14 protein-coding genes are annotated in these 22,281 nt (G+C 69.5%); 11 read left to right on the plus strand and 3 right to left on the minus strand.

Annotated elements, in window-relative coordinates; translation table 11 throughout:
* Nucleotides 1-149 precede the first annotated feature (149 nt).
* Nucleotides 150-590, plus strand: a complete 441-nt coding sequence (locus HPT28_RS12310; protein ID WP_219091077.1) for a hypothetical protein — start codon at nucleotides 150-152, stop codon at nucleotides 588-590.
* Nucleotides 591-608: 18 nt separating this feature from the next.
* Here the strand turns inward: HPT28_RS12310 and HPT28_RS12315 are convergent, their stop codons facing one another.
* Nucleotides 609-977, minus strand: a complete 369-nt coding sequence (locus tag HPT28_RS12315) for a nuclear transport factor 2 family protein (protein ID WP_219091078.1) — start codon at nucleotides 975-977, stop codon at nucleotides 609-611.
* Between the two features lie 274 nt (nucleotides 978-1,251).
* Here HPT28_RS12315 and HPT28_RS12320 point away from each other — a divergent pair, with 274 nt between their 5' ends.
* Nucleotides 1,252-1,692 carry a VOC family protein gene (locus HPT28_RS12320; RefSeq protein WP_219091079.1) on the plus strand — a complete coding sequence of 147 codons (441 nt, stop codon included), beginning with the start codon at nucleotides 1,252-1,254 and terminating at the stop codon, nucleotides 1,690-1,692.
* A gap of 114 nt (nucleotides 1,693-1,806) precedes the next feature.
* A complete protein-coding gene (locus HPT28_RS12325) occupies nucleotides 1,807-2,682 on the plus strand; it encodes a LysR family transcriptional regulator (protein WP_219091080.1) in 876 nt (291 codons plus the stop codon).
* A gap of 21 nt (nucleotides 2,683-2,703) precedes the next feature.
* Here HPT28_RS12325 and HPT28_RS12330 read toward each other — a convergent pair whose 3' ends face one another.
* Nucleotides 2,704-4,263, minus strand: coding sequence for an integrin alpha (locus HPT28_RS12330; RefSeq protein ID WP_219091081.1), 1,560 nt, complete (start codon nucleotides 4,261-4,263; stop codon nucleotides 2,704-2,706).
* 445 nt (nucleotides 4,264-4,708) lie between these two features.
* On the opposite strand from HPT28_RS12330, the gene HPT28_RS12335 reads away from it, so the two are divergent.
* A complete protein-coding gene (locus HPT28_RS12335) occupies nucleotides 4,709-13,843 on the plus strand; it encodes a DNRLRE domain-containing protein (RefSeq protein ID WP_219091082.1) in 9,135 nt (3,044 codons plus the stop codon).
* Between the two features lie 53 nt (nucleotides 13,844-13,896).
* Here the strand turns inward: HPT28_RS12335 and HPT28_RS12340 are convergent, their stop codons facing one another.
* Nucleotides 13,897-14,310 carry a DUF5959 family protein gene (locus tag HPT28_RS12340; protein WP_219091083.1) on the minus strand — a complete coding sequence of 138 codons (414 nt, stop codon included), beginning with the start codon at nucleotides 14,308-14,310 and terminating at the stop codon, nucleotides 13,897-13,899.
* A 593-nt stretch (nucleotides 14,311-14,903) separates the two neighbouring features.
* Between HPT28_RS12340 and HPT28_RS12345 the strand changes: the two genes are divergently transcribed.
* The 7 genes from HPT28_RS12345 to rpsJ all read left to right on the plus strand — a co-directional run bounded on the left by HPT28_RS12345 (nucleotide 14,904) and on the right by rpsJ (nucleotide 22,279).
* Entirely contained in the window at nucleotides 14,904-16,247 is a 1,344-nt protein-coding gene (locus HPT28_RS12345) for an AAA family ATPase (RefSeq protein ID WP_219091084.1), read from the plus strand.
* Between the two features lie 23 nt (nucleotides 16,248-16,270).
* Nucleotides 16,271-16,804, plus strand: coding sequence for a hypothetical protein (locus tag HPT28_RS12350; RefSeq protein ID WP_219091085.1), 534 nt, complete (start codon nucleotides 16,271-16,273; stop codon nucleotides 16,802-16,804).
* Nucleotides 16,805-16,841: 37 nt separating this feature from the next.
* Nucleotides 16,842-17,243, plus strand: a complete 402-nt coding sequence (locus HPT28_RS12355) for a hypothetical protein (RefSeq protein ID WP_219091086.1) — start codon at nucleotides 16,842-16,844, stop codon at nucleotides 17,241-17,243.
* Between the two features lie 29 nt (nucleotides 17,244-17,272).
* Nucleotides 17,273-18,583 carry a hypothetical protein gene (locus HPT28_RS12360; protein ID WP_219091087.1) on the plus strand — a complete coding sequence of 437 codons (1,311 nt, stop codon included), beginning with the start codon at nucleotides 17,273-17,275 and terminating at the stop codon, nucleotides 18,581-18,583.
* 152 nt (nucleotides 18,584-18,735) lie between these two features.
* Nucleotides 18,736-19,941 (plus strand): hypothetical protein, encoded by a 1,206-nt coding sequence (locus HPT28_RS12365; protein ID WP_219091088.1) that lies wholly within the window; start codon nucleotides 18,736-18,738, stop codon nucleotides 19,939-19,941.
* A 244-nt stretch (nucleotides 19,942-20,185) separates the two neighbouring features.
* On the plus strand, nucleotides 20,186-21,505 hold the full coding sequence (locus tag HPT28_RS12370; protein WP_219091089.1) for a hypothetical protein: 1,320 nt from the start codon (nucleotides 20,186-20,188) through the stop codon (nucleotides 21,503-21,505).
* A 465-nt stretch (nucleotides 21,506-21,970) separates the two neighbouring features.
* A complete protein-coding gene (gene rpsJ / locus HPT28_RS12375) occupies nucleotides 21,971-22,279 on the plus strand; it encodes a 30S ribosomal protein S10 (RefSeq protein WP_016473429.1) in 309 nt (102 codons plus the stop codon).
* Nucleotides 22,280-22,281 lie beyond the last annotated feature (2 nt).

Genomic DNA, 22,281 nt, shown 5'->3' on the forward strand with positions numbered 1-22,281 from the left:
AGCGTGAAGCCACGGCAACGCCCCGGCCCCTGTGAGGAAACCCGGAATTTACGTGCTGATGTGATGAGCCGTCACAGCTCCGCGCCCCACCGCGCGGAACCCGCACTCCTCGCCCGACACGCGTCGGGCGATCGTGTCACGATCACGCCATGCGGAGACCCCGAATCGGGCCCGCCCTGCTCTCTGCGGCGATCCTCGGCCCGGCTTCCGGCTGCTCCTCGGTCCTCGGCCTGGCTTCCGGCTGCTCCTCGGTCCTCGCGGAGACCGATCGGCCACCACGCGAAGCCGGACCGACCGTCACCTCGACGGTCGCACCGGACCCGGCGGTGACGCTGGCCGAACGCTACCGCCGGGACGGCGGGCTGGAGGACGTATACGGGTCGCGGCACGCCCCCGGCCCCGACGGCGTTCCTCTCTTCACCGTATGGACCCGCGACCCGGACGACGGCTCCCAGCCGTTCGAGCGACTGCGGCGCTCGGTCACCGCGTTCATGCGGCACAAGGAAGGTCTCTCCCTGAGCCGCGGCTACCTCATGGACGTCTTCGGCCCGGACGGAACCCTCCAGCACCGCTTGGACGCCCGCCTCTGAGGGGGAGACGCATCCTCGTCAGGGCCGGAGGAACTCCGGCTGGTCGAGGACGCGGAGCCAGCTGCCGTCGGGTTGACGGCGGACGACCTGGGCGCGGGCGCCCGCTCCGTCCCGGGGCGGGGTCGCGGTGAGGGCGAGGTCGCCGCTGACCAGGGTGGGCAGCGGCTCCTCCGGCTCGAACCGGGGAGCCGCGGCGAGCACGCGCGCCCACAGGGCGCGGATGGCCTCGCGGCCCACCGTCGTCTCGCCGGGCGGGTAGGCCATCACCGCGTCCTCCGCGTAGAGCGCGGCGACCCCGGCCGCGTCCCCGGCGTTGGACCGTTCGACGAACAGCCGCGTGAGGTCCTCCGGCCGCATCGCCTTCTCATACGCCTCGTCCTCCGTCATGGTGCCTCCTGTCGCGCGTGGCCCGGCGTGCCCCTTCAGCGTGATGAGGTGATCGTCAGAAGTCCAACAGCTGCACAGTGTGAGAGCCAGAACCAGAGCTCATAGTTTTCCTGTGCCACAGGAGGCTGAGCGTGCGCCGACGGACCCTGATCGGTGCAGGCCGCTCGCCGAGATGCGCGCCGGAGAGTGTCGAGATCGTGCCATCGCCTCCGTCCCGGGGACGTCAGCGGTCACCACCGGCCGCACGAGACGACATGAGGGAAGAGGAACCGGCATGGCGATTCAGCGGATGGACAACGTCGGCATCGTCGTCGAGGACATGGATGCCGCCATCGCGTTCTTCGTGGAACTCGGAATGGAGCTGGAGGGCAGGGCGGAGGTCGAGGGCCCGGTCGCTGACCGGTGCACCGGACTCGACGGCGTCCACTGTGATATCGCCATGCTCCGGACCCCGGACGGTCACAGCCGAATCGAGCTGGCGAAGTACCGCAGCCCCGCGGTGATCAGCGCCGGGCAGCGCAACCGCCCGCACAACGTTCTGGGCACACACCGCGTCATGTTCGCCGTCGACGACATCGAGGACACCCTCGCCCGCCTGCGCAGCCACGGCGCCGAACTCCTCGGCGACCTGGCGCAGTACGAGGACAGCTACCGGCTCTGCTACGTCCGTGGGCCGGAGGGCATCATCGTCGGACTGGCCGAGCAGCTCAGCTGAAGACCCCGGTGAGTCCGGGTGCCACCGCAAGTCCTCCGGCGGTCATCTTGGACCCAGGCGCCCCTCTCCCGCAGACTTCGTCGGCACACGCTCAAGGTTCGGGGGCACAGGACAGTGGAACTGAGGCAGCTGGAGTACTTCGTGGCCGTCGCCGAGGAGCGGAAGTTCACCCGGGCCGCCGAGCGCGTCCACATCAGCCAGTCCGGCGTCAGCGCCCAGGTCCGGCAGCTGGAGCGGGACCTGGGCGCGGAGCTGTTCGACCGCTCGGCACGTGGCGTCACGCTCACCGCCGCCGGGGAGGCGGCCCTCACCCACGCCCGCGCCACCCTCGCCGCGGCCGAGGCGATCGGCCAGGCGGTCGGGGAGGTGACGGAGGTGCTCCGGGGATGGGTGACCGTCGGCATGGTCACCGGCTGCGCGCTCACCCCGCTCTTCGACGCCCTCGCCGCCTTCCACCGGGCTCACCCCGGGGTCGAGATCTCGCTCGTCGAGGGCCACTCGCGTCAACTCCTGGACGCCGTGCGCTCCGGCACCGTGGACGTGGCCCTCGTCGGCACCACGACGGCCGCCCCCGAGGGCCTGGAAGCGCTGCCCGTCGTCGCCGAGCGGCTCGTCGTCGCCGTCCCGCCGAGCCATCCACTGGCACGGCGGAAGCGGGTCACCCTGCGCGACGTGTGCGCGCACCCGCTCGTGTGCATGCCGCCCGGAACCGGCCTGCGCGCCGTCTTCGACCGGGCCTGCGCCGCACGGAACCTGCGCCCCGCGGTCACCCTTCAGGCCAGCGCGCCGGAGGCCATCGCCGCCCTCGCCGCCCGAGGGCTGGCCGCAGCCGTCCTCAGCGCCTCGACGGCCGAGCCCGACGGGGAACGCCTCGTGGCCCGCACGATCGACGACGTCGAGGACCTCGCCCACCTGACCCTGGCCTGGCGTCCCTCACCCAGCCCCGCGGCCCGAGCCCTCCTACGCCACGCCGGCCGGGCGTTCGCGTAGCCGACCTCCGGCACGACCGGTTCACCGGGGCAGGGCGATGCCGAAGGCGTCGCCGTCCTCCCCGGCCGGCCAGCCGAGGTCTCCTTCCGAGAGTGCCACCGCCGACTCCAGGGAACCGGGGCTGGCCTTCACCACGGTCACCGTCCCCGCGGCGTTGCCCGGCGCGCCGATCAACGCTTCGTCCCGCCCGTTGCCGTCAGTGTCCAGCGCACCGACGGTCCAGCCGAAGTGGTCATGCTTGTAGACGACGCCGGGAACTGAGGGTGTGTCCTGGTCGATCCACACGGCTCCGGTCGTGGAGATGCCGCCGGTCGGGTTGCCGAAGAGGATGAGTGAGGCACCGGAGCCTGTGGCCGAGCCGATGGCCTCACTGCGCATGCCGAGGACAAGGTCGTCGATGCCGTCGCCGTCGAAGTCACCGGCGGCCAGGGAGGAGGCGAAGTAGTCCTCAGCTTCCGGACCACCGGCGATGCCGGGGGTGTCCTGGTCGAAGAGTTCGAAGTCGTCGTGGGACAGCCCGTTCTCGTCGGCGTAGAACACGGCGAGCCGTCCGGCGGCACCATCCTCTCCGACTTTCTCGTCGGAGACGCCGATGGCGACGTCGAGGTACGCGTCGTCGTTGAACTGTCCGAGTGCCAGGGCGCTGCCGGCGAACTGGCCGATTCCGTCGATGTTCCCGGAGTCGATGTAACCGCCCCTGGCCGGTGCGTCGCTGAACGGGCCGAAGAGTACGTGTATGGAACCTCGGTCCGAACTTCCCTGGATCTGCTCACCCAAGGTGGTGACGACCAGATCGTTCAGGCCGTCGCCGTCGATGTCCCCGATGGCGAGCTGTTCGCCGAACCTGTCCTCCGCCTCGGGCACGCCGGGAACGTTGGGGGTGTCCTGATCGATCCAGATGGCGGACGCGGCGTCCAGCCCGCTGCTTGAACCGAAGATGACGCGCAGGGTACCCGCGTTGGAGCCGCCGCCCGCGTGATCCAGGGGTTGGCCGATCACGAGGTCGCCGTAGCCGTCGTCATTCAGATCGCCCGCGGCGAGAGAGTAGCCGAAGATCTCGTCCCAGTACGTGGTGCCCGGGATGCCGGGGGTGTCCTCGTGGAATCCTTCGGCGCGCGAGCCGTGGATACCGGTCGAGCTGCCGTAATGAACCGTCACCCACCCGGCACCCCCTGTGGTGCCTATGGCCTCGAAGGGGGAGCTGACGGCCAGGTCCGCGTATCCGTCCGCGTCGAAGTCGGCGCTGGCGAAGGAGTTCCCGAAGTAGTCGTTCGCCTCGGCCGCGCCCGGAACGCCCGTGGTCTGCTGGTCGATGCGGACGGAGGTGCTCGCCGGGCCGGAGGACGTGCCGTTGGCCACCACCAGTGAGCCCGCGTCCACGTGCCCGGCGACAGTGTTGCCCGGCAGCCCGATCGTCAGGTCGGCAATGCCGTCGCCGTTGAAGTCGTAGGGCGAGGTGGCCGCCGGGTCTGAGGCCCCGGTCAGCAGGAGCGTAGTGGTCGCTGCGCCGGCACAGGCCAGCAGACCGGCCACCAGGACCCGCTTTCGTGGTCGCGGCAACTTCGTCCTCGTGGTGGCCATGACTCCCCCTTCTTGGGCTGAGGCTGAATCGAGGACGCAGGCTATCCAGGCCAACATCTCAACTTGATCAAGTCGTCTTCGGCATGACAGGGGTTCAGTCGGGGCAACGGTCGCCCTCATGGCGGGGCGCAAGGCGCTTAGTTGCCGGTCCGACGGGACGTCAGTGGATCTTCACGAGCTCTTCGCCATCGTTGCATGCGTTACCCGTTTGTTGTCATGATCTCCACATGTAGTCCATCTGATCATTTACCGTGTAGGCCGCTTGGAGGCTGCGAATTCCCGTTCGCGGGGCTCCACGCGCTCGACGTCCCACGCACACGTGGCCGACCGCTCCCTTCCACGGGCGCGGTCGGCTTTGCTGTATCGGCCATCAGAAGGAGTCCCAGTGCTCAGCTCTCGACCGCGGAAGCCGTCTGGACTCCGATGGCGAGCCGAGGCACGGGGCATGCGGAAGCCCTTCAGGCTGCGGGCGAGTGCACTCGTCCTCGCCGTCGCCGCCGGCGTGTTGCCCTCACCGGTCCTGGCCGGAATCGCTGAGGCAGCGCCCTCGACAGCAGGGGAGGCCGGGGACGTCCCGAAGCAGCGATCCGGGACAGCGGCCGGTCGTGACCACGCGGTCGGCGCCGAACGCACAGACGCCACCGGCCGAAACAGTGCCGACTTTGGCGAACTGGTAGCCGATGGGGATGCCCTGCCTCTGACGGACAGCTCCGCCGCCTTCACGGCCGTGGAGCCCGCGGTCGAGCCCGTAGAGCTGAAAGCCGCGAAGGCGACGGACGGTGGGAACCCCTCCGGGTTCGTCCCCGGCCTCAGCGACGAGGACACCACCGAACGCACCGCCACCACCAAGGAATTCCGGAACCCGGACGGCACTCGCACGACGCACACCTACACGGAACCGGTGCACTTCCGCGCCCCCGAAGGTGACTGGCAGGACATCGACACCTCGCTCGTTCCCGCCGAAACCGCGGACCGATCCGCGGCCCCGCAGACCCCGGTCGACGGAAGAGACGAGGACCGTCTGCACGTCGCCGCCGACGACACGGGCCTCAGCGTCGCGAAGCAGGGTGACGACCCCGCCATCGCCGCGATGGCCGTCGGTGACGAAGGGCATGGCGTGGCCTTCGGGCTCGCCGACGCCGAGGGCGTCGGCGGAACGGTGGCGGACGACACCGTCACCTACGAGGGGATTCGGGCGGAGGCAGACCTCGCCATCCAGGCCGAGCACGGGAGGATCAAGGAAACGATCGTCCTCAACTCGCCTGACGCGCCCCGGACGTGGTCGTTTCCGCTCGAACTCGACGGGCTCACGCCCAAGCTGAACGAGAACGGCGCCGTCCTGCTCAGCGACGATGGGGGCACGGTCCGTGCCGTGATCCCCTCGGGCTGGATGGAGGACTCCTCCAAGAGCGACGCGTCCGGGGGCCCGGCGCTGTCCGGTGACGTGGTCTACGGGCTGGAGCAGCGCAGCGGTGGCGGCTGGACGCTGCGGGTGACGCTGGACGACGCGTGGCTGGACAGCCCCGACCGCGTCTACCCCGTATACGTCGACCCCAGCGTCGACGACGTCGAGACGTACGGGGACGCGTTCGTCCAGGACGACTGGCCGAACGACAACTTCAGCGGGGACGACGAGCTGAAGGTCGGCAGCTACGACGGCGGCGGCAGCCGGGCCATGAGCTATCTCAGCTTCCACGACATCGGCACCACGCTCGACAACCGTTACATCCAGCACGTCTCTCTCGGGCTGTTCAATCACTGGTCTTCGGCATGTGACGCCCACGAGGTACGGGTGCATCAGGTGACGCAGTCCTGGAGTGTCGGGACCGTCACGTGGAACAACGCGCCGGCCGTGAAGAGCACCCCTGTCGCCAAGGACTCCTTCGCGTACGGGGCGGACTGTGGCGGTTCCCGGTGGAGGGTCATAGACCTCGGACTCGACGGCGCGGAGCTGGTACAGGGCTGGGTTGACGGCTCGGTCAACAACTACGGCCTGAGCCTGCGTGCCAGTTACACCGACAGCGGCGCGTGGAAGCGGTTCGCCAGCCGCAACTCCGCCAACCCTCCCTACCTGGCCGTCACGCACAGCGCCTGGGGCGCCGAGTACACGCTGGGCTCGCAGTCCGCTCCCCTGACCGGGCACCAGAGCGGTGAGGTCGACGTCACGGTCAAGAACCTGGGCGATTTCACCTGGGAGCCGCTCGGCTGGAACGAGCTCCGTCTCGGCACTCGGGTACGGGATTACGAAACCGGCGAACTCCTCGATGCCGTGGCCTTCACCCGGCTCAACGAGCGTCTGACCCCTGGGGGCGACGACGCGACACTGCGTGCCCGCATACCCGAGCTGCCTCCCGGCAAGTACACGGTCACCTTCGACATGCAGCGGCTGCGTGATCAGAAGTGGATGTCGAGCGAGGGCGTGCCGGCCGCGGCGGCGACGGTCACCTCGCAGGATGTCGGGCCGCGGATCACGGACATCTACCCGCAGCCCGGTGGCCAGGTCGGCAGCCTGGCCCCCGCCCTCTTCGTGGACGCCGAGAGCATCGACCAATGGCCCGCTGGAGCCGATCTCGACTACTGGTTCGAGGTCTGTGCCGGGACGACCGAGGCGCCGGTCGACTGCGTGAACTCCGGCTGGGTGGAGCACCGCACCTGGGACGTACCGGCCGGGAAGCTCGGCTGGGGTGAGCAGTACGTGTGGCGTGTGAAGGCACGCGAGGCCACCGTCGAGGGGGCGCTCAGCCCGTATTACCCGTTCACCACGGCTGTTGAACAGCCCGCCATCACGTCTCACCTCGGCGGTGCCGGCGCGGGCGGCCGGGAGGTGGACCCCCGCATCGGGAACTTCACCACCACGGACACCGACGCCACGGTCGCCACCGTCGGCCCGGCGCTGACCGTCACCCGCACCTACAACAGCCGTGATCCGCGGGACGACAACGCGTTCGGCGCGGGCTGGAGCACGCGTTACGACATGCGGGCCGAGCCGGACGGAGACGGCAGCGGCAACGTCGTCGTCACGTACCCCAGCGGACGGCAGGTCCGCTTCGGGCACAACCCCGACGGTACCTACGCGCCGCCGTACGGCAGCTTCGCCACCCTGACGCGCACGGCCGAGGACGGCTGGCGCCTGACGGACAAGAACCAGACCGACTACGTCTTCGATGCGCAGGGCCGTATCACGGAGGTCACCGACTTTCGTGACCGCACGCAGACGATGACGTACACCGGTGACGAGCTCACCACCGTCACCGCCACGGGCGGTCGCGCCCTGCACCTCACCTGGGCCGACGGGCACGTCGCCAGCGTCACCACGGAGGCCCCGGACGCCGGGACGGAACCGCTGACCTGGGATTACGCGTACAGCGGCGACCGACTTATCCAGGTATGCGGGCCGGAGGACACCCTCGGCTCCTGCACCCGCTACACCTACGGCGACGGCTCCCACCACCGCACCGTGGTGCGTGACGCGAGCCCCTACTCCTACTGGCGACTGGGCGAAGGCTCAGGCGCCGAGCGCGCCGAGAGCGACCTGCTGCTCAACCGCGACAACCACGCCGGCACCTACCACGACGTGACGCTCGGGCTGCCCGGAGCCCTCCAGGGCAGTCCGGACACGGCCGCGTCCTTCAACGGCACCAGCTCCTACGTGCAGTTGCCGGACCAGCTCGTCTCCGACACCCCCTATCTCACCGTGGAGCTGTGGTTCCGCACGATGGGCAGCGGTGTGCTGTTCAGCTACCAGGACCACACGCTGGAGGAGAACACCACCGGAGCCTTCACGCCCGCGCTGTACGTCGGCACCGACGGCAAGCTCCGCGGCGAGTTCTGGAACGGTTCCGCCACGCCGATCACCTCCGCCACCCCCGTCAATGACGGCACCTGGCATCACGCCGCACTCTCCGCGGCCGGAAACACCCAGACGCTCTACCTGGACGGCGTCGCCGTCGGCAGCCTGAGCGGCAGCATCTCCCAGTTCGACCAGCGTTTCGTCTACCTCGGCGCGGGCTACTGGAACAACTGGCCCGCCACTACCGGTGCCCAGGGCCACTTCGCCGGTGACATCGACGAAGCCGCCGTGTACGCCCGCCCGCTGGGCGCCCGGACCGTCGCCGAGCACTACGCGTCCGGCACCACCGCCCAGCAGCTCACCGAGGTCGTCCGGCCCAGCGGACGCGTCCACGCCCAGGTCGTCTACGACACGGCCCTCGACCGCGTCTCCTCGTACACGGATGCCCACGGCGGCACCTACCAGCTCTCCCGTCACGAACTGACCGGCCCGGAAGCACGTCCGTCGTCCGACGGCGAGGAGGGCGTCGAGGCGGACCCGACGGTGACCGTCACGCTCACCGACCCGGACGAGCGGACGTCGAGCTACAGCTACGACCCGCTACAGGGATACCGAGTCGTCGCCCAGACCGACGCGGGCGGCAACACCGCCACGTTCGCCTATGACACGGGCGGCTTCCTCGCCGCGACGACGGCGCCGGACGGCACGGTCACCCGCCTCGGCCACGACGAGCGCGGCAACAAGATCTCGCAGACCACGTGCCGCGACGCCGGAGCTGAGGCGACCTGCCACACCGAGTACACCGAGTACTTCCTCGATCCGGACGATCCGCTGGATCCGCGCAACGACCAGGTCATCGCCCACCGCGACGCCCGCTCCTCCGACGCGACGGACACCACCTACCTGACCTCGTACGGGTACAACACGTACGGCGACCGCGTCTCGACCACCACCCCGGCCACGCCCGGCTTCCCCGAAGGCCGCACGGTGACGCACACGTTCACCGACGGGACCGAGACCGCGGTCGGTGGCGGCACCGTCCCGGCCGGGCTGCTGTCCACGACCACCGACGCCCGGGGCGGCACGACCGTCCGTGAGTACACCGCGACGGGCGATGTCGCGAGGGTCACCGACGCGGCCGGACTCGTCACGGAGTACACCTACGACGCTCTGGGCCGCGAGGTGTCCAGCACCGTCATCTCCGACGCACACCCCACGGGTGTCACAACGTCGACTCGCTACGACGGCGAGTCCCGCGTGCTGAAGACCACCGGACCGGTGACCACCAACGCCGTCACCGGCGAGGAGCACCAGGCCGTCACCGAGTACACCTACGACGCCGACGGCCTCACGCTGACCGAGTCCGTGTCGGACGCTCGGGGCAACGACGCCACCCGCACCACCACACGCACCTACGACGTGCACGGCCGCCTCGCCACGCTCGCCGACCCCGAGAACGGCGAGGAGAGCTACGCCTACGACGTCTACGGCAACCAGACGTCGCGGACGATGCCGACGGGCGAGCAGTTCACCTACGCCTACACCCCGCTCGGCCAGCTCGCCGAGGTCACGCTGAAGGGCTACGACGACGGCGGGGGCACACCGGCCGACGTCGTCCTCGACTCCTACGCCTACGACCCCACCGGCCGGCTCGCCGAGCACACCGACGCGATGGGCCGCACCACCCGCCACACCTACTACGACGACGGCCTGCCCGCCCAGACGACCCTCGTCGGGTTCCAGGACCCCGACGGCACCACGCGCGACCTCGTCCTGAGCGAGCGCCAGTACGACCCCGCAGGCCACCTCGTCACGGAGATCACCGGCAACGGCACCGTCACCACCACGTACGACGTGGACGCCACCGGGCGCACCACCGCCGAGACCCTCGACCCGGCGGGACTGGCCCGGCGCACCGCCTACACCCACGACGCGGGCGGGGCCGTCCTCACCGAGACCCACACCGGGGCGGGCGGTACGCGCACCGAGCGCGTCACCTACGAGCGCAACGTCGCGGGCGACCTCATCCGCCAGACCGTGGAGAACGGCACCGAGGACCTCGTCACCACCTACCAGGTGGACGACCGGGGCCTGGTCACAGCCGAGACCTCACCCCTCGGCAACGCGACCGGAGGCGACCCGGCCGCTCACACCACCGACTTCACGTATGACGTGCTCGGCCGCCTCACCGAGTCGGCCGCCGCCCCCGTGACCGTCGAGGAGCACGGAGCCCCGGCCACCGTCGCTCGGCCCGCCACCGCGACCGGCTACAACACCTTCGGCGAGGTCACGGACGCGCGGGACCCGAACGGCGAGGTCACGCACACGTCCTACGACGCCGCGGGCAGGCCGGTGAGCACCACGCTGCCTGCCTACACCCCGCCCGGCACGACCACCCCGCAAGCGGCGACGCTCCGGAGCACGTACGACGCCGCCGGCCGGCCGGTCACCGACACGGACCCGCTCGGCAACGTCACCTCCTATACCTACGACCAGCTCGGGCGGCTCACCGCCGTCACCGAGCCCGCCCCCACCGAGGGAGCCGAGCAGCCGGTCACCCGGTACACCTACGACCTGCTGGGCGAACGCCTGTCCGCCACGGACCCGACGGGCGCCCGGACCGAGGCCACGTACGACGAGCTGGGCCGCCAGATCACGTCCACGGTCATCGAGCGTCAGCCGTCGGCGGGCGTCTACACGACGCACCTGACCTACGACGACGCCGGAAACCTCCGCTCCACCACGAGTCCCACCGGCATCGTCACCACCACCGACTACAACGCGGCAGGCCAGCCGACCTCCTCCACGGACACGGCAGGGGAGACGACGACGTACGACTACGGCCCGACCGGCCTGCCCGTCGCCGTCACCGATCCCCTCGGCCGCACGGTGCGCAGCACCCACGACCTCGCGGGCCGCGTCACGGCGGTGACCGACCTGGCGCCCGACGGGACGGAACTGCGCACCCGCAGCTCCTCCTACGACGCTGTGGGCAACCCCGTCGCCGTCACCAACCCGCTCGGCCACACCGTCCAGCAGACGTTCGACGCCCACGGACGGCTCACGGAGCTGGTGGAACCGGTGGACGCCGAAACCTCCGTCACCACCACCTTCGGCTACGATGCGGCGGGCCACCGCACGCGGCTCACCGACGGGCGCTCCAACGTCACCTGGTACACCTTCACCAGCCGTGGCCTGCCCGAGTCCGTCATCGAACCGGCCACCGCCGCCCACCCCGACGCCGCCGACCGCACGTTCACCACGGTGTACGACGCGGCCGGGCAACCGGTGCGCGAACTGCAGCCCGGCGGCGTCGAGCAGAACCGCACCTTCGACGCCCTCGGCCGCATCGTCTCCGTCACCGGGGCGGGCGCCGAAGCCGCCACGGGTACCGACACCTTCGGCTACGACCTGGCCGGACGCGTCACCTCCGTGAGCGCACCCGGCGGCACGAACGCCTACACCTACGACGACCGCGGCAACCTGCTCAGCGCGTCCGGCCCCTCCGGTACCGCCACCTTCAGCTACGACGCCGAAGGACGCCTCACCGGACGCACCGACGCGGCGGGCGCCGCGACCTTCGGCTACGACACCGCGGGCCGACTCGCCTCGGCCGCCGACCCCCTGACGGGAGCCGTCCAGAGCTACACCTACGACGCCCTCTCCCGCCCGTCCGCCATCAGCTACGGCACCGGCTCGGCCACCCGGGCCTTCGGCTACGACCCCCTGGGCCGCCTGTCCTCCGACACCCTCAAGGCCCCGGACGGCACGACGACGGCGTCCATCGCCTACACCTTCGACGAGGCCGACCAGCTCACCGGCAAGACGACCACCGGCACGGCGGGCGCCGGACAGCACACCTACGCCTACGACCACGCCGGCCGCCTGACCAACTGGACGGCACCCGACGACACCGAGACGCCCTACATCTGGGATGCCTCCGGCAACCGCGTCACCGCCGGCACCAAGACGGCGACCTACGACGAGCGCAACCGCCTCCTCACCGCCGACGGCGTCACCTACAGCTGGTCGGCCCGGGGCACCCTGCTCGGCACCACCGGCGGCCCGAACGGCGACACCACCGCCGCCTACGACGCCCTGGGCCGTCTGCTCACCGACGGCACGACGACCTACGCCTACGACGGCCTGGGCCGCCTGGTCAAGCGAGGCGAGGTCACCCTCGCCTACGCGGACCACTCCAACAACGCGGTCTCCACGGCAGGAGAGCTGGTCTTCCGCGACCCGGCGGGCAACCCCCTGTCCACGGCCGCGTCGGACGGCTCGGGCGCTCAGGCCGTGCTGGCCGACGCCCACGGCGACGTCACCGGCACCTTCACGCCGTCCACGGGCACCCTGGCCGGCTCTTCCGCCTACTCCCCGTTCGGCAACGTCACCGACCAGGCCGGAGCCCGAGGCTCCCTCGGCTACCAGGGCGAGTACACCGACCCGGACACCGGCAAGGTCAACATGCACGCCCGCTGGTACGACCCCAGCACCGGCGCCTTCGCCTCCCGCGACTCCTGGACCCTCAACCCCACCCCTTCCATCCAGGCCAACCGCTACACCTACGGCAACGGCAGCCCGCTCTCGAACGGCGACCCGAGCGGTCATTACGCTGCCCCCATCGCAGCCGGAGCGGGCGCTGTCGCAGTCAGCGCAGGTTTGATCGACGGGGCGATAGCTGTTAGTGCGGGAGCCATCCTCATTGGAACTGGCTTCGCCATCTGGGACTGGGCCTCGGGTTCCAGCTCCCACTCATCCTCCGCAACAGTTGATTGGGCGAATACGAACGCCCAATCAGCGGCGGCGTCAATCAGAGCCCAGGCGGATCACGCGCGGGCCGCAGCGGACTATGCCGCACGGGTTACCGCAAGGAATTCGGCGGCCGCAGCAGCAGCCGCAGAGGCGGCAGCGATTGCGGAGGGCCTGCGCAACTGCTGCAGCAGCGGCAATAGGGGAAATCGTTCCGGAACCAGCTCCGGCTACGGCACTTCACCCGGTGGCGGCACCGGCGTTGGAACACTTCCGGGCGCACCGTCGGGACCGCCTCTCCCCCCGCCTCCGGTGAACTGGTACCAGAAACTCAAGGAGATCCTCCAGACGCCGTTTCCGCGCCCCGTTTCCGGGGTGACGGTCGATGACGAGCGCGAGGAATTCCTGAAAGATTCCCTTACGAGGGCACGCAAGGACTTCGGCCTGCCCTTGGAGGAGCTGCGCGACTACTTCAAGATGGACCCGCGTGCCACAGACGACGAATCCTTCCGAGGAGAATTCAGGCGGTTCGTCAGTACTTGGGAGGATCAAGAGCGTAACTGCACTTCCGGTAGTACGAGCTGGGTCTACTATCACCCTCGTGACGAGCTAGGCCGAGCCACTGGGGCAGCGGCTTGCCTCCATCGAGATTCAATTAAGGTGACTGGTCGGGGTGCCAAGCCCAACGCCAAGGATACGGATATCGTCGGAAGCGACACGGTCCGGGACGGAAGGCATGACCCCCCTGGGTACAGGCGTGGGCTTGCGCGAGGGCACCTGATAGGCCGCCAGCTTGGCGGAGACGGGAAGGAATTGAGGAACCTGGTTCCTCAATATCCATATCCAAATTCTGTGGTGCAGCAGAAATTTGAAGGAAAGATTGCGGAAGCGGTTGCCAGTGGTGAGAGGATCTACTATCTCGCTGTGCCGAAATATGATGGGGATGACTTGATCCCCTATCAGATTACGCTGTACGCAGTCGGTAATCGAGGGACTGATGAAGCCTTGCCTGTGAAAAACCAGCCTCGAAATCCCTAGCCGTTGGCCCTGCCGTCCACCTACTGTCAAGGTGGGCGGCAGGGCCTGAAAATCTAGGGAGTCAACGGGAAGGCGCTTCGCACTGCGTTCAACATGGCCCTGTGTGTAGTGATCCAGTTCTCTGCTGTTCTGACGGGGATGGTGGCGAAAATCTGTGAGTCTACGACGTCGTAAACGCTGATCTCTGTGCAGCCGCTTTCTCCTTCGAGATCGATCATGATTCGAGGGGAGCGTCCGCCTTCAAGCCAGGTGATGCCATCACCCGACGAGAGCGTGTCCAGAGCGGAACTCCACGAGTCAAGGTCATATAGTGTGACGTAGAGTTCTAGATGTCCGTTGATGAAGTCACTTGAAATGGTGATATCGCATCGGAGCGCGTCGAATCCTTCTTGACTGCCGAATTTCTCGCCATTGGTGACGTTGATTACTACGCCCTGCTCCTCGTCGGTCAGGTTGATTAGATCCATGGCCTCGATTCCTCCGAATTGACCGTGCTGGCACTGTCCTTGATTGTTGCTGACCACTCTACTGGCTACTTCACGCAAGGCAAGGGAGAGGTGTCGGCGCGGCAGCAACACAACCCTGTGAGTTGGTGAGCTTTCGTGACACGCCGACTGCGCTACCGATGGGCGGTGGAGAGGGGGTAGAACGTAATGCACGGTGTCCTGATTGAAGAATTTGAAGGACTCCTCGGTGTCCCGCCGTACATTGCTGAATCACTTCAGTCCGGTTGGGGTGAATTCGAGGAAATGGTGGGCGGCACTACAAGGACGACGGTGGCAGCCCCTCCTCGCTCTGTCGCTTCAGCGATTCGTTGTACTTCTGTCGGCCACGCGCTCGTTCTCGTGCTCGCGGGGGCTTCGCGGCGCTCGCCTTCTACTGGGCGGACTTACCTGCGTCCGACCGCTCAACGCCTGGTTCATCGAGTGGGCTCAGGCCACGGTGCTCTCGGCCAAGGGTGACGTCGCGTGTGCCGTTGGACCGGGGTCGGGGGTGCTGGTTAGCTGGGCTCACACGCCGTGGAGGCGGCGTTCGGGCTGAGAGGGGAAGTGAGGTGCCGGTGGAGGCTTCGCGGCTGGAAGAGGTGCGCCTGACCTCCTTCAAGAGCTTCACCGGGCAGTGCTTGCCACTCCAGGACCTGACGGTTCTGATCGGCCGGAACGGCAGCGGCAAGTCCAACGCGCTCGACGCCTTGCTGGTGCTGTCCCGGCTGGCGCTGGGCGAGCCCGTGCGGGACGCGCTGGACGGGCCGCGAGCCGCAGAGGAGCCGATCCGGGGCGGGGCCGCCGGGTGTGCTCCGCTCGGTGCGGACGAGTTCACCGTTGGTTGCCGGGTCCGATCGCCGCGGGGCGTCTTCGATCTCGACGTGAGGCTTGCGGTCTTCCCCGAGGTGCGGGTGCTGCGGGAGACGCTGACCGCCGTGGAGGGCGTGCGGTACGCCGGGCGCCGGCTCGGGCAGGGGCGCGTCCTGCTCGCAAGCGACCCGCCCGACAAGCGGCGCGGCGACCTGAACGTGCGGTACTTCAACGGGCGCCGTGGTGTGGACCCGGCTGTCCCGTTCCTCTCTGACCGGCTCCTGACCAGCCAGACTCCTGTGCGGGTCCCGGCGACCAGCGAGGCCACACGGCTGGTCCACATGGCCGCCCGGGAAGTGCTCGGCGTGCTGCGGGAGGTCTTCCTCCTCGACCCGGTGCCGCACCTCATGCGGCAGTACGTCAATCGCCAGGACTCCGAGCTGCGTCGCAACGCCGACAACCTCAGTGCCTCGGTGGCCGCGCTCGAAGCCGACGATCCCGGTGCCTTCGCGCGGCTGACCGAGCTGATCGGCGGTATGCCGGAATACCCCGTCCGGGCGATCAGCAGCGTGGGAACGCCTCTGGGTGACGTGCAGGTGGTGCTCCGCGAAGCCGGATTCCACGGCAGCGAGCACGATGTGCCCGCCCGGCTGGTCAGCGACGGCATGCTCCGCTTCCTGGCCTTCGGTACGGCTCTGCTGAGCGCCCCCACGATGGGTGATGGAGACGGCGGGGAGATCGCCGCGGTTCAGCGGCACCTGGTGATCGAGGAGGTCGAGAACGGCCTCTACCCCACGCAGGCGGCGCGGGTGCTGCGCCTGATGAAAGAGGAGTCGCGCCGCCGTCGCATCGACGTGCTGTTCACCACTCACAGTCCCGTGCTGCTCAACTCGTTGGAGGCGGCCGACCACTCGGGGGTCGTCGTCTGCACCCGGGACGGGGCGTCGGGGGAGAGCCGCCTGACGCGGCTGCCCGAACTTCCCGGCTATGTGGAGCTCATGGCCGCAGGTGATCTGGGAGACGCCGTCACCAAGGGGCGGTTGGCCGACGCGATCGAGCCGCGTTCCGATGGGACGGCCAGTATCGAGGACTTCCTGGGGAGCCTGTGACCCAACGACGTTTACGGATGCCCATGGCGCGGCAGGTCGTCGACTTCCTCGACACTTCCGTTTTCGTGGAGCTCCTCGATGTTCCGTTCATGAACGACCACCGTGCGGAGGTCCTGGCGGAGATGCAGGACCGGCTGAGTAAGGGGGTCCGTTTCGTCCTTCCGACGGCGACGATCATCGAGACCGGCAACCACGTGTTCCAGGTCAAGGCGGGCACCGCGCGGGGCAGGTGCGCCCGGACCTTCCAGGCCATGCTGGAGAAGACCGCGCGCGGGGAAGCCCCGTGGGTGCTGCACGAGCGGCAATGGAGCGGTGAGTTTCTCGCTGCCTTGAGCGCGGGCGTCCGCACCGGCATGAACCTGGCCGAGCACGCCGTCCGGCAGCAGCTCGGTACCGGTGATCTCAGCATTGTGGCCGAGCGTGACCTCTACGCCTCCCGTGCGCAGGCGACGGTGAGGATCGGGACCCTGGAGGCCACGATGACACCTGGGTCACGTTCGACTGAGCGGGCGACCGGGCGGGATCGCGTGTGCATGGGCGGGGTGGGGAGGGGGTAGGGGGCTGGCAGGTGGTCGGCCGGCTTGGGGGGTTGGTGTGACGGAGCAGGACAAGGTGATCGTTGCGTTCCCGGGGGCCAGTGCGGCGGAGGCCAACGGGCTGGCGGCCGAGTTGGTGGAGTTCCTGCATGCGCAGGTTCCGCAGGTGACGGCGGTTCAGGAGCGGGAGGACCCGACACGGCAGGACGCGGGGACGGTTGTCGCGCTGGTCGGGATGCTGTCGCTCGCGGTGGTGCCGACGCTCGCGCGTGGCGTCGCCACGTGGATGAGCAAGCGGAGCCTAGCCGCGCTGCACCTCTCCCGACGGCGCACGGATTCCGGTGAGATCGTCACCGAGGTGAAGCTGGAGGGGCGTCCCTCGGCGCGCACGATGCGGGTCATCGAGGGCTTCCTTGAGGAGACCCGGGACGCCGACGGCACGGGGGACGTTGAGGGGTGACGCTCGACCCGCGTCGCACCCTGGCGATCGTGTGTGGGGCTGACTCCTGGCCGAAGCTGGGGGAGTTCGAGGACGCGGACGCGTTTCGTACGACGGCGACGGCGTTGCGCGATTATCTGACCGGCGAGCATCTCGGGCTTCCCGAGGGGCATGTGCTCTGGCTGTTCGGGGAGTCGGACGCCCAGCGGCACCTGGATCGCATTGGGGGCTTCCTGCAGGCGGCTTTCGGGGATGGGGCGCCGCGTGGTGGTGGGTGGAGGGTGTTGTTCTTCTACACCGGCCACGGTTTCTTTCCGTCGTCGCCCACCGAGTACTGCCTGGCGCTGCATGACACCCGGCCGCCGTTGAGGGAGGAGACCAGCCTGCGGGCCAGTTCGCTGGGGCGGTTGCTGCGGGCGGTGGCGCCGGACAGTGATCGTGTGCTGGTGGTGGACGCGTGCTTCGCGGCGGCCGCGGTGCGCTACATGCAGGCGTCGTTGGACGATGTCGTGGAGCGGCGGGTGCGGACGGTGCTGGATGAGGAGCCGGCGGCCGGGCCGGGGAGTGTGGCGGTGCTGTGCGCGTCGGACCAGAACACCTGGGCCCAGCTCGATGGCTCGCTGAGGTGGACGACTTTCGGGCGGAGTCTGCTGGACGTCCTCACCGGGGGCCGGCACGGCGCTCAGGCGGCACTGTCCCTGCGCGAGGTGTGCGAGGGCGTGAGCGGGCTGCAACGGAGCAAGGCGGCGCCCGCGCCCGAGCTGCACGTGCCCGTACAGGCGGCGGGCGATCTCTCGAAGGTGCCGCTGTTCCCGAACCCCGCGTGGGACGGCGCCACGTCCGGTCCTGTCCCGGAGCCGGTTCCCCGGTCGCCACAGCCGGTGCCCGGTGGCCCCGTGATGTCCGCGGACTCCGTGCGGCGAAGTGTGCTGGACGTCCTCGCCACGCAGCCGGAGGGTCTCGTGCGCACGGGGACGCGGATATCGCCGCGGCTCATGGCGGTCGTGCGGAAGCGGTGCGGGCTGACCGAGGGGGACGAGGTGCACGCGGTCGTGAAGCCGCGGGTGGCGGTGCGGGGCGCTTCCTGGGTACACGTGATCGCGTTCACGGACTCGGGGATGCATGCCACCACCGGAGATCCCGGGCGGTTCCGCTGTGGGTACGACGCTTTGCACGAGTTGGGGATCGAGATGCGCGTTTCATGGTTCTACCCCGGGCCCGGACACAGCAGGTCGGACTACTACCTGGAGCTGAGCGCCGCCGGCGAGAGCATCTCGTACGGCCCCTGGAGCGGCGGCTACGCGAAGAAGCTCAGGGCGGTGCTCGGGGCCGTCCGGGCGGCGGCGGGCCGGACGGGCTGAGGGGCCCGCCCACGGCGCCTGGCCACCCCACTGCACGGCGGCGGTGCCGGAGTGACGGGAACGTCATGTCGCCGATCTTGGTTGGTGATGTGCCGTTGCTAGCGTCGCCGCTTGTTTGACCAGCAGGAAAGCGATGGCGGAGGCGTTGGGACGTGGCGGAGGAGCCGGGGCGCGACTCGGGGAAGTCGGACGAGGAGTGGGCGGCCTTTCTGCGGGACTCCGCCAGTGGCCAGGGGAGTGACGCCGCCCCGAAGGAGCCGTCGGCACGGGCGCGGATGGTTGCGGGACGGCTGCGGGAGCTGGACGAGGCGGCCGCGCGGCAGCAGCCGAAGCGACGGTGGTGGGGCGGGAAGCGGGAGCCGGAGCCCTGGCAGCCGGAGGGGTGGCGGACCGGCCCCGCCTGGCGGGAGATGCAGGGCGGGCGGCGCGGCGGCCGGGCGGGGCGCTGGGTCGCGGGGTTCGTGGCGTTGTGCGCGGTGTGCTGGGGCGCCGTCCACTACCTCGACGACGCCAAGGTCGACCTCGACACCGTCCTGTCCGGCGGGTCGGACGAACCGGCGGAGCCGCTGCCCGCGGAGACGGGCGCCCCGAGCGCGGCCCCGGAGCACGAGCTGCTGAGTGACCTGCCCACACTGGCGGAGCCGTTCGCGGGGTCGCCCGCCGAGCGCTGGGCGGGCGGGGCGGAAGCGATCGTGCTGCCGGAGGCCCGGGCGGTCGGAGGCGTGTCGGCGGAGCGTGTGTCGGCCAAGCTGGTCACCCTCAAGAAGTTCCTCGTCGCCGCCAACCTGGACCCCGCGGTGGTGAACGGCGGCGCACCCGAGGACGCGATCGCGCTGCTCGCCCCCGAGCAGAAGGAGATGGCCGATCTCGTCGAGGCGGCGCTGGAGGACCCGACCCCGGACAACAACGCGACGGCGTGGTTCTCCCGCTTCGATCCGAGCGAGGCCCGGCTGATCGGCGACACCGTGAAGGTGCGGGGCAGGATGGAACTCTCGGCGAGGGGTGAGGGCAGGGCCGCGATCCGGGCGGACTACACGTTCGTCTACCCGGTGGAGAGCGTCCGGCGGCCCGGGGAGGTCACACGTACCGTGGTGCGTCGCGTGCTGGAGGTCGAGGTGGTCGACCCGCAGCGGTGGCTGGCGACGCCGGGCAGGCTCTGGGTGACCGAGTACATACGGGACGTGGGCAATACGGCGTGCGGTGTGCACGACGGTCTGCTGCACCCGGAGTTCCCGTCCGACCTGATGGACAACCCCCAGCCCACCGGCCCGACCGCCGACCCGTACGACCGCAGCAAGACCCTGGACGAGCTGCAGAGCGTCCAGAACGGCGAGTGCGGCGCGGTCAGCCGCGTCTGAAGCCGCCCGGCGCACTTGGTCGTGGGGGCCGTGGCGGCCTGCCCGTCACGGCCCCCGACCGGCCGACCGAGCTGATCGGCGGTACGCCGGGTACGTGTGCTTGGGCGGGACGGCGAGGGGGTAGAGGGCAGGCGGGTGGTCGTCGGTCTGTGCGGGGGGTCGGTGTGATGGAGCAGGACAGGGGCGTCGAGGGGGTCCTTCAGAGGGCGCGGGCTGCTGACGGAGGCACGGGGGACCCACAGGGGTGACGCTCGACCCGCGCTGCACACTGGCGATCGTCTGCGGGGCCGACTCCTGGCCGAATCTGCGGGAGTTCGAGGACACGGAGGCGTTTCGTACGACCGCGACGGCCTTTCGCGACTATCTGACCGGCGAGCACCTCGGGCTGCCGGACGGGCATGTGCTGTGGCTGTTCGGGAAGTCGGGTGTCCCGCAGCACCTGGACGAGATCGTGACCTTTCTGGCGGCGGCCTTCGGGGACGGTTCGCCGCGTGGCGGCGGGTGGACGGTGCTGTTCTTCTACACGGGGCACGGCTTCTTCCTCTCGTCCCCCAACGAGTACCACTTGGCCCTGCACGACACCCGGTCGCCGATGAGGGCGGACACCAGCCTGCGGGCCAGCTCGCTGGGGCAGCTGCTGCGGGAGGTGGCACCGGACAGCGACCGGGTGCTGGTGGTCGACGCGTGCTTCGCGGCGGCCGCCGTGCCATACATGCAGGCTTCGCTTGACGACGTCGTCGGGGGGCGGGTACAGACCGTGCTGGACAAGGAGCCGGCGGCCGGGCCGGGGAGTGTGGCGGTGCTGTGTGCCTCCGACCGGAACACCTGGGCGGAGCTCGACGGCTCGCTGAGGTGGACGACATTCGTGCGCAGTCTCCTCGACGTCCTCACCGGGGGCCTCCGTGGCGCTCCGGCGGCGCTGTCGCTGTACGACGTCTGTGCGGCCGTGGCCGCCCTCCAGCGGTCGAAGGGCGCGCCGAAGCCCGAGGTGCACGTCCCGGTCCAGGCGGCCGGTGACCTTTCCCGGGTGCCGCTGTTCCCGAACCCGGCGGCGGGCTCGGAGCAGCCGCCGCCGGGCCCACCCGAGCCGCCGGTCCCGCCTCCCGGCCCGCGGCCGGTACCGCCGGTCGCCGAGCGGGTGGCCCGGGTGCTCAGCACTCAGCCCGAGCGGCTCGTGCGCCAGGGGTACCGGCTGTCCTCGCGCCTTGCCGGGAAGGTGAGCGAGCAGTGCGACGTCCGGTCCGGCGAGAAGGTCAACGCCGTATGCCTGCCGCTGGGGCGCGTCGAATGGTTCCCCGGCAGCCGTCTGATCGTCTTCACCGATCAGGCCCTCTACCTCGTCACCGCGTACGGACGGTTGCGCTGCCCGTACGGCAGGCTGTCGCAGCTCGGTCTCTCGCTCTCCTCCATGCGGGTCGACGCGGGCTTCGGCAGGTTCGTCATCGAGTACGCGGTGGATGTGAGCTTGGGTGATGAAGAGGTGAAGTACGGGAACTGGGGCAAGACGTACGCCCAGCAGCTCTATGCTCTGCTGACGGCCGTGCGGGCCACCACCGAGGGCTGACCACGGGAGAGGCGACGCGTCTCGTGGCCGTGTCATCACGTTCGGTCACATCCGGGTGGCGGGTGCCGTGCGGTCGGCGGGCCGGAGAACCGGCGACGACGGCTTCGGGAGGCCGTCAAGGGTGGCCCGGGCCGATTGGCGGGGGCTCTGTCCTGTATGGCACACTGTTCCGGTTGCTCGGTTGAGTGCCGATGCTGTGCGCCTCCCGCCGGGAGGACCGGAAGCGAGTCCCAGGTATTCGTCGCCCCTCGTCAGGGGCGGAAGTACGGGAATCTTCCGGGAAGCGCAGGAGGGGCTTTTAACCAGGCGCCCGGTGGGTTTCTTCCCCCGGTTCCCCCCTTCGAGGGCTCTCCACCTGTGGAGAAGTACGAGGAAGGGTGCGACACGCCCGACCGCGTGGGTCGGGGGTGAGGGCGGAGCCACCGGGACCAGAGCGTTTACGAGAGACAGGACTACGAAGTAGCCATGGCGGGACAGAAGATCCGCATCCGGCTCAAGGCCTACGACCACGAGGTCATCGACAACTCGGCGAAGAAGATCGTCGAGACGGTGACCCGCACTGGTGCGTCGGTCGCGGGCCCGGTGCCGCTGCCCACTGAGAAGAACGTGTACTGCGTCATCAAGTCGCCGCACAAGTACAAGGACTCGCGCGAGCACTTCGAGATGCGCACCCACAAGCGTCTGATCGACATCCTCGACCCGACGCCCAAGACCGTTGACTCGCTGATGCGCCTGGACCTCCCGGCCGGCGTTGACATCGAGATCAAGCTCTGAGG

This window comes from Streptomyces sp. JJ38 (genome assembly GCF_019303475.1).
Classification (GTDB): Bacteria; Actinomycetota; Actinomycetes; order Streptomycetales; family Streptomycetaceae; genus Streptomyces.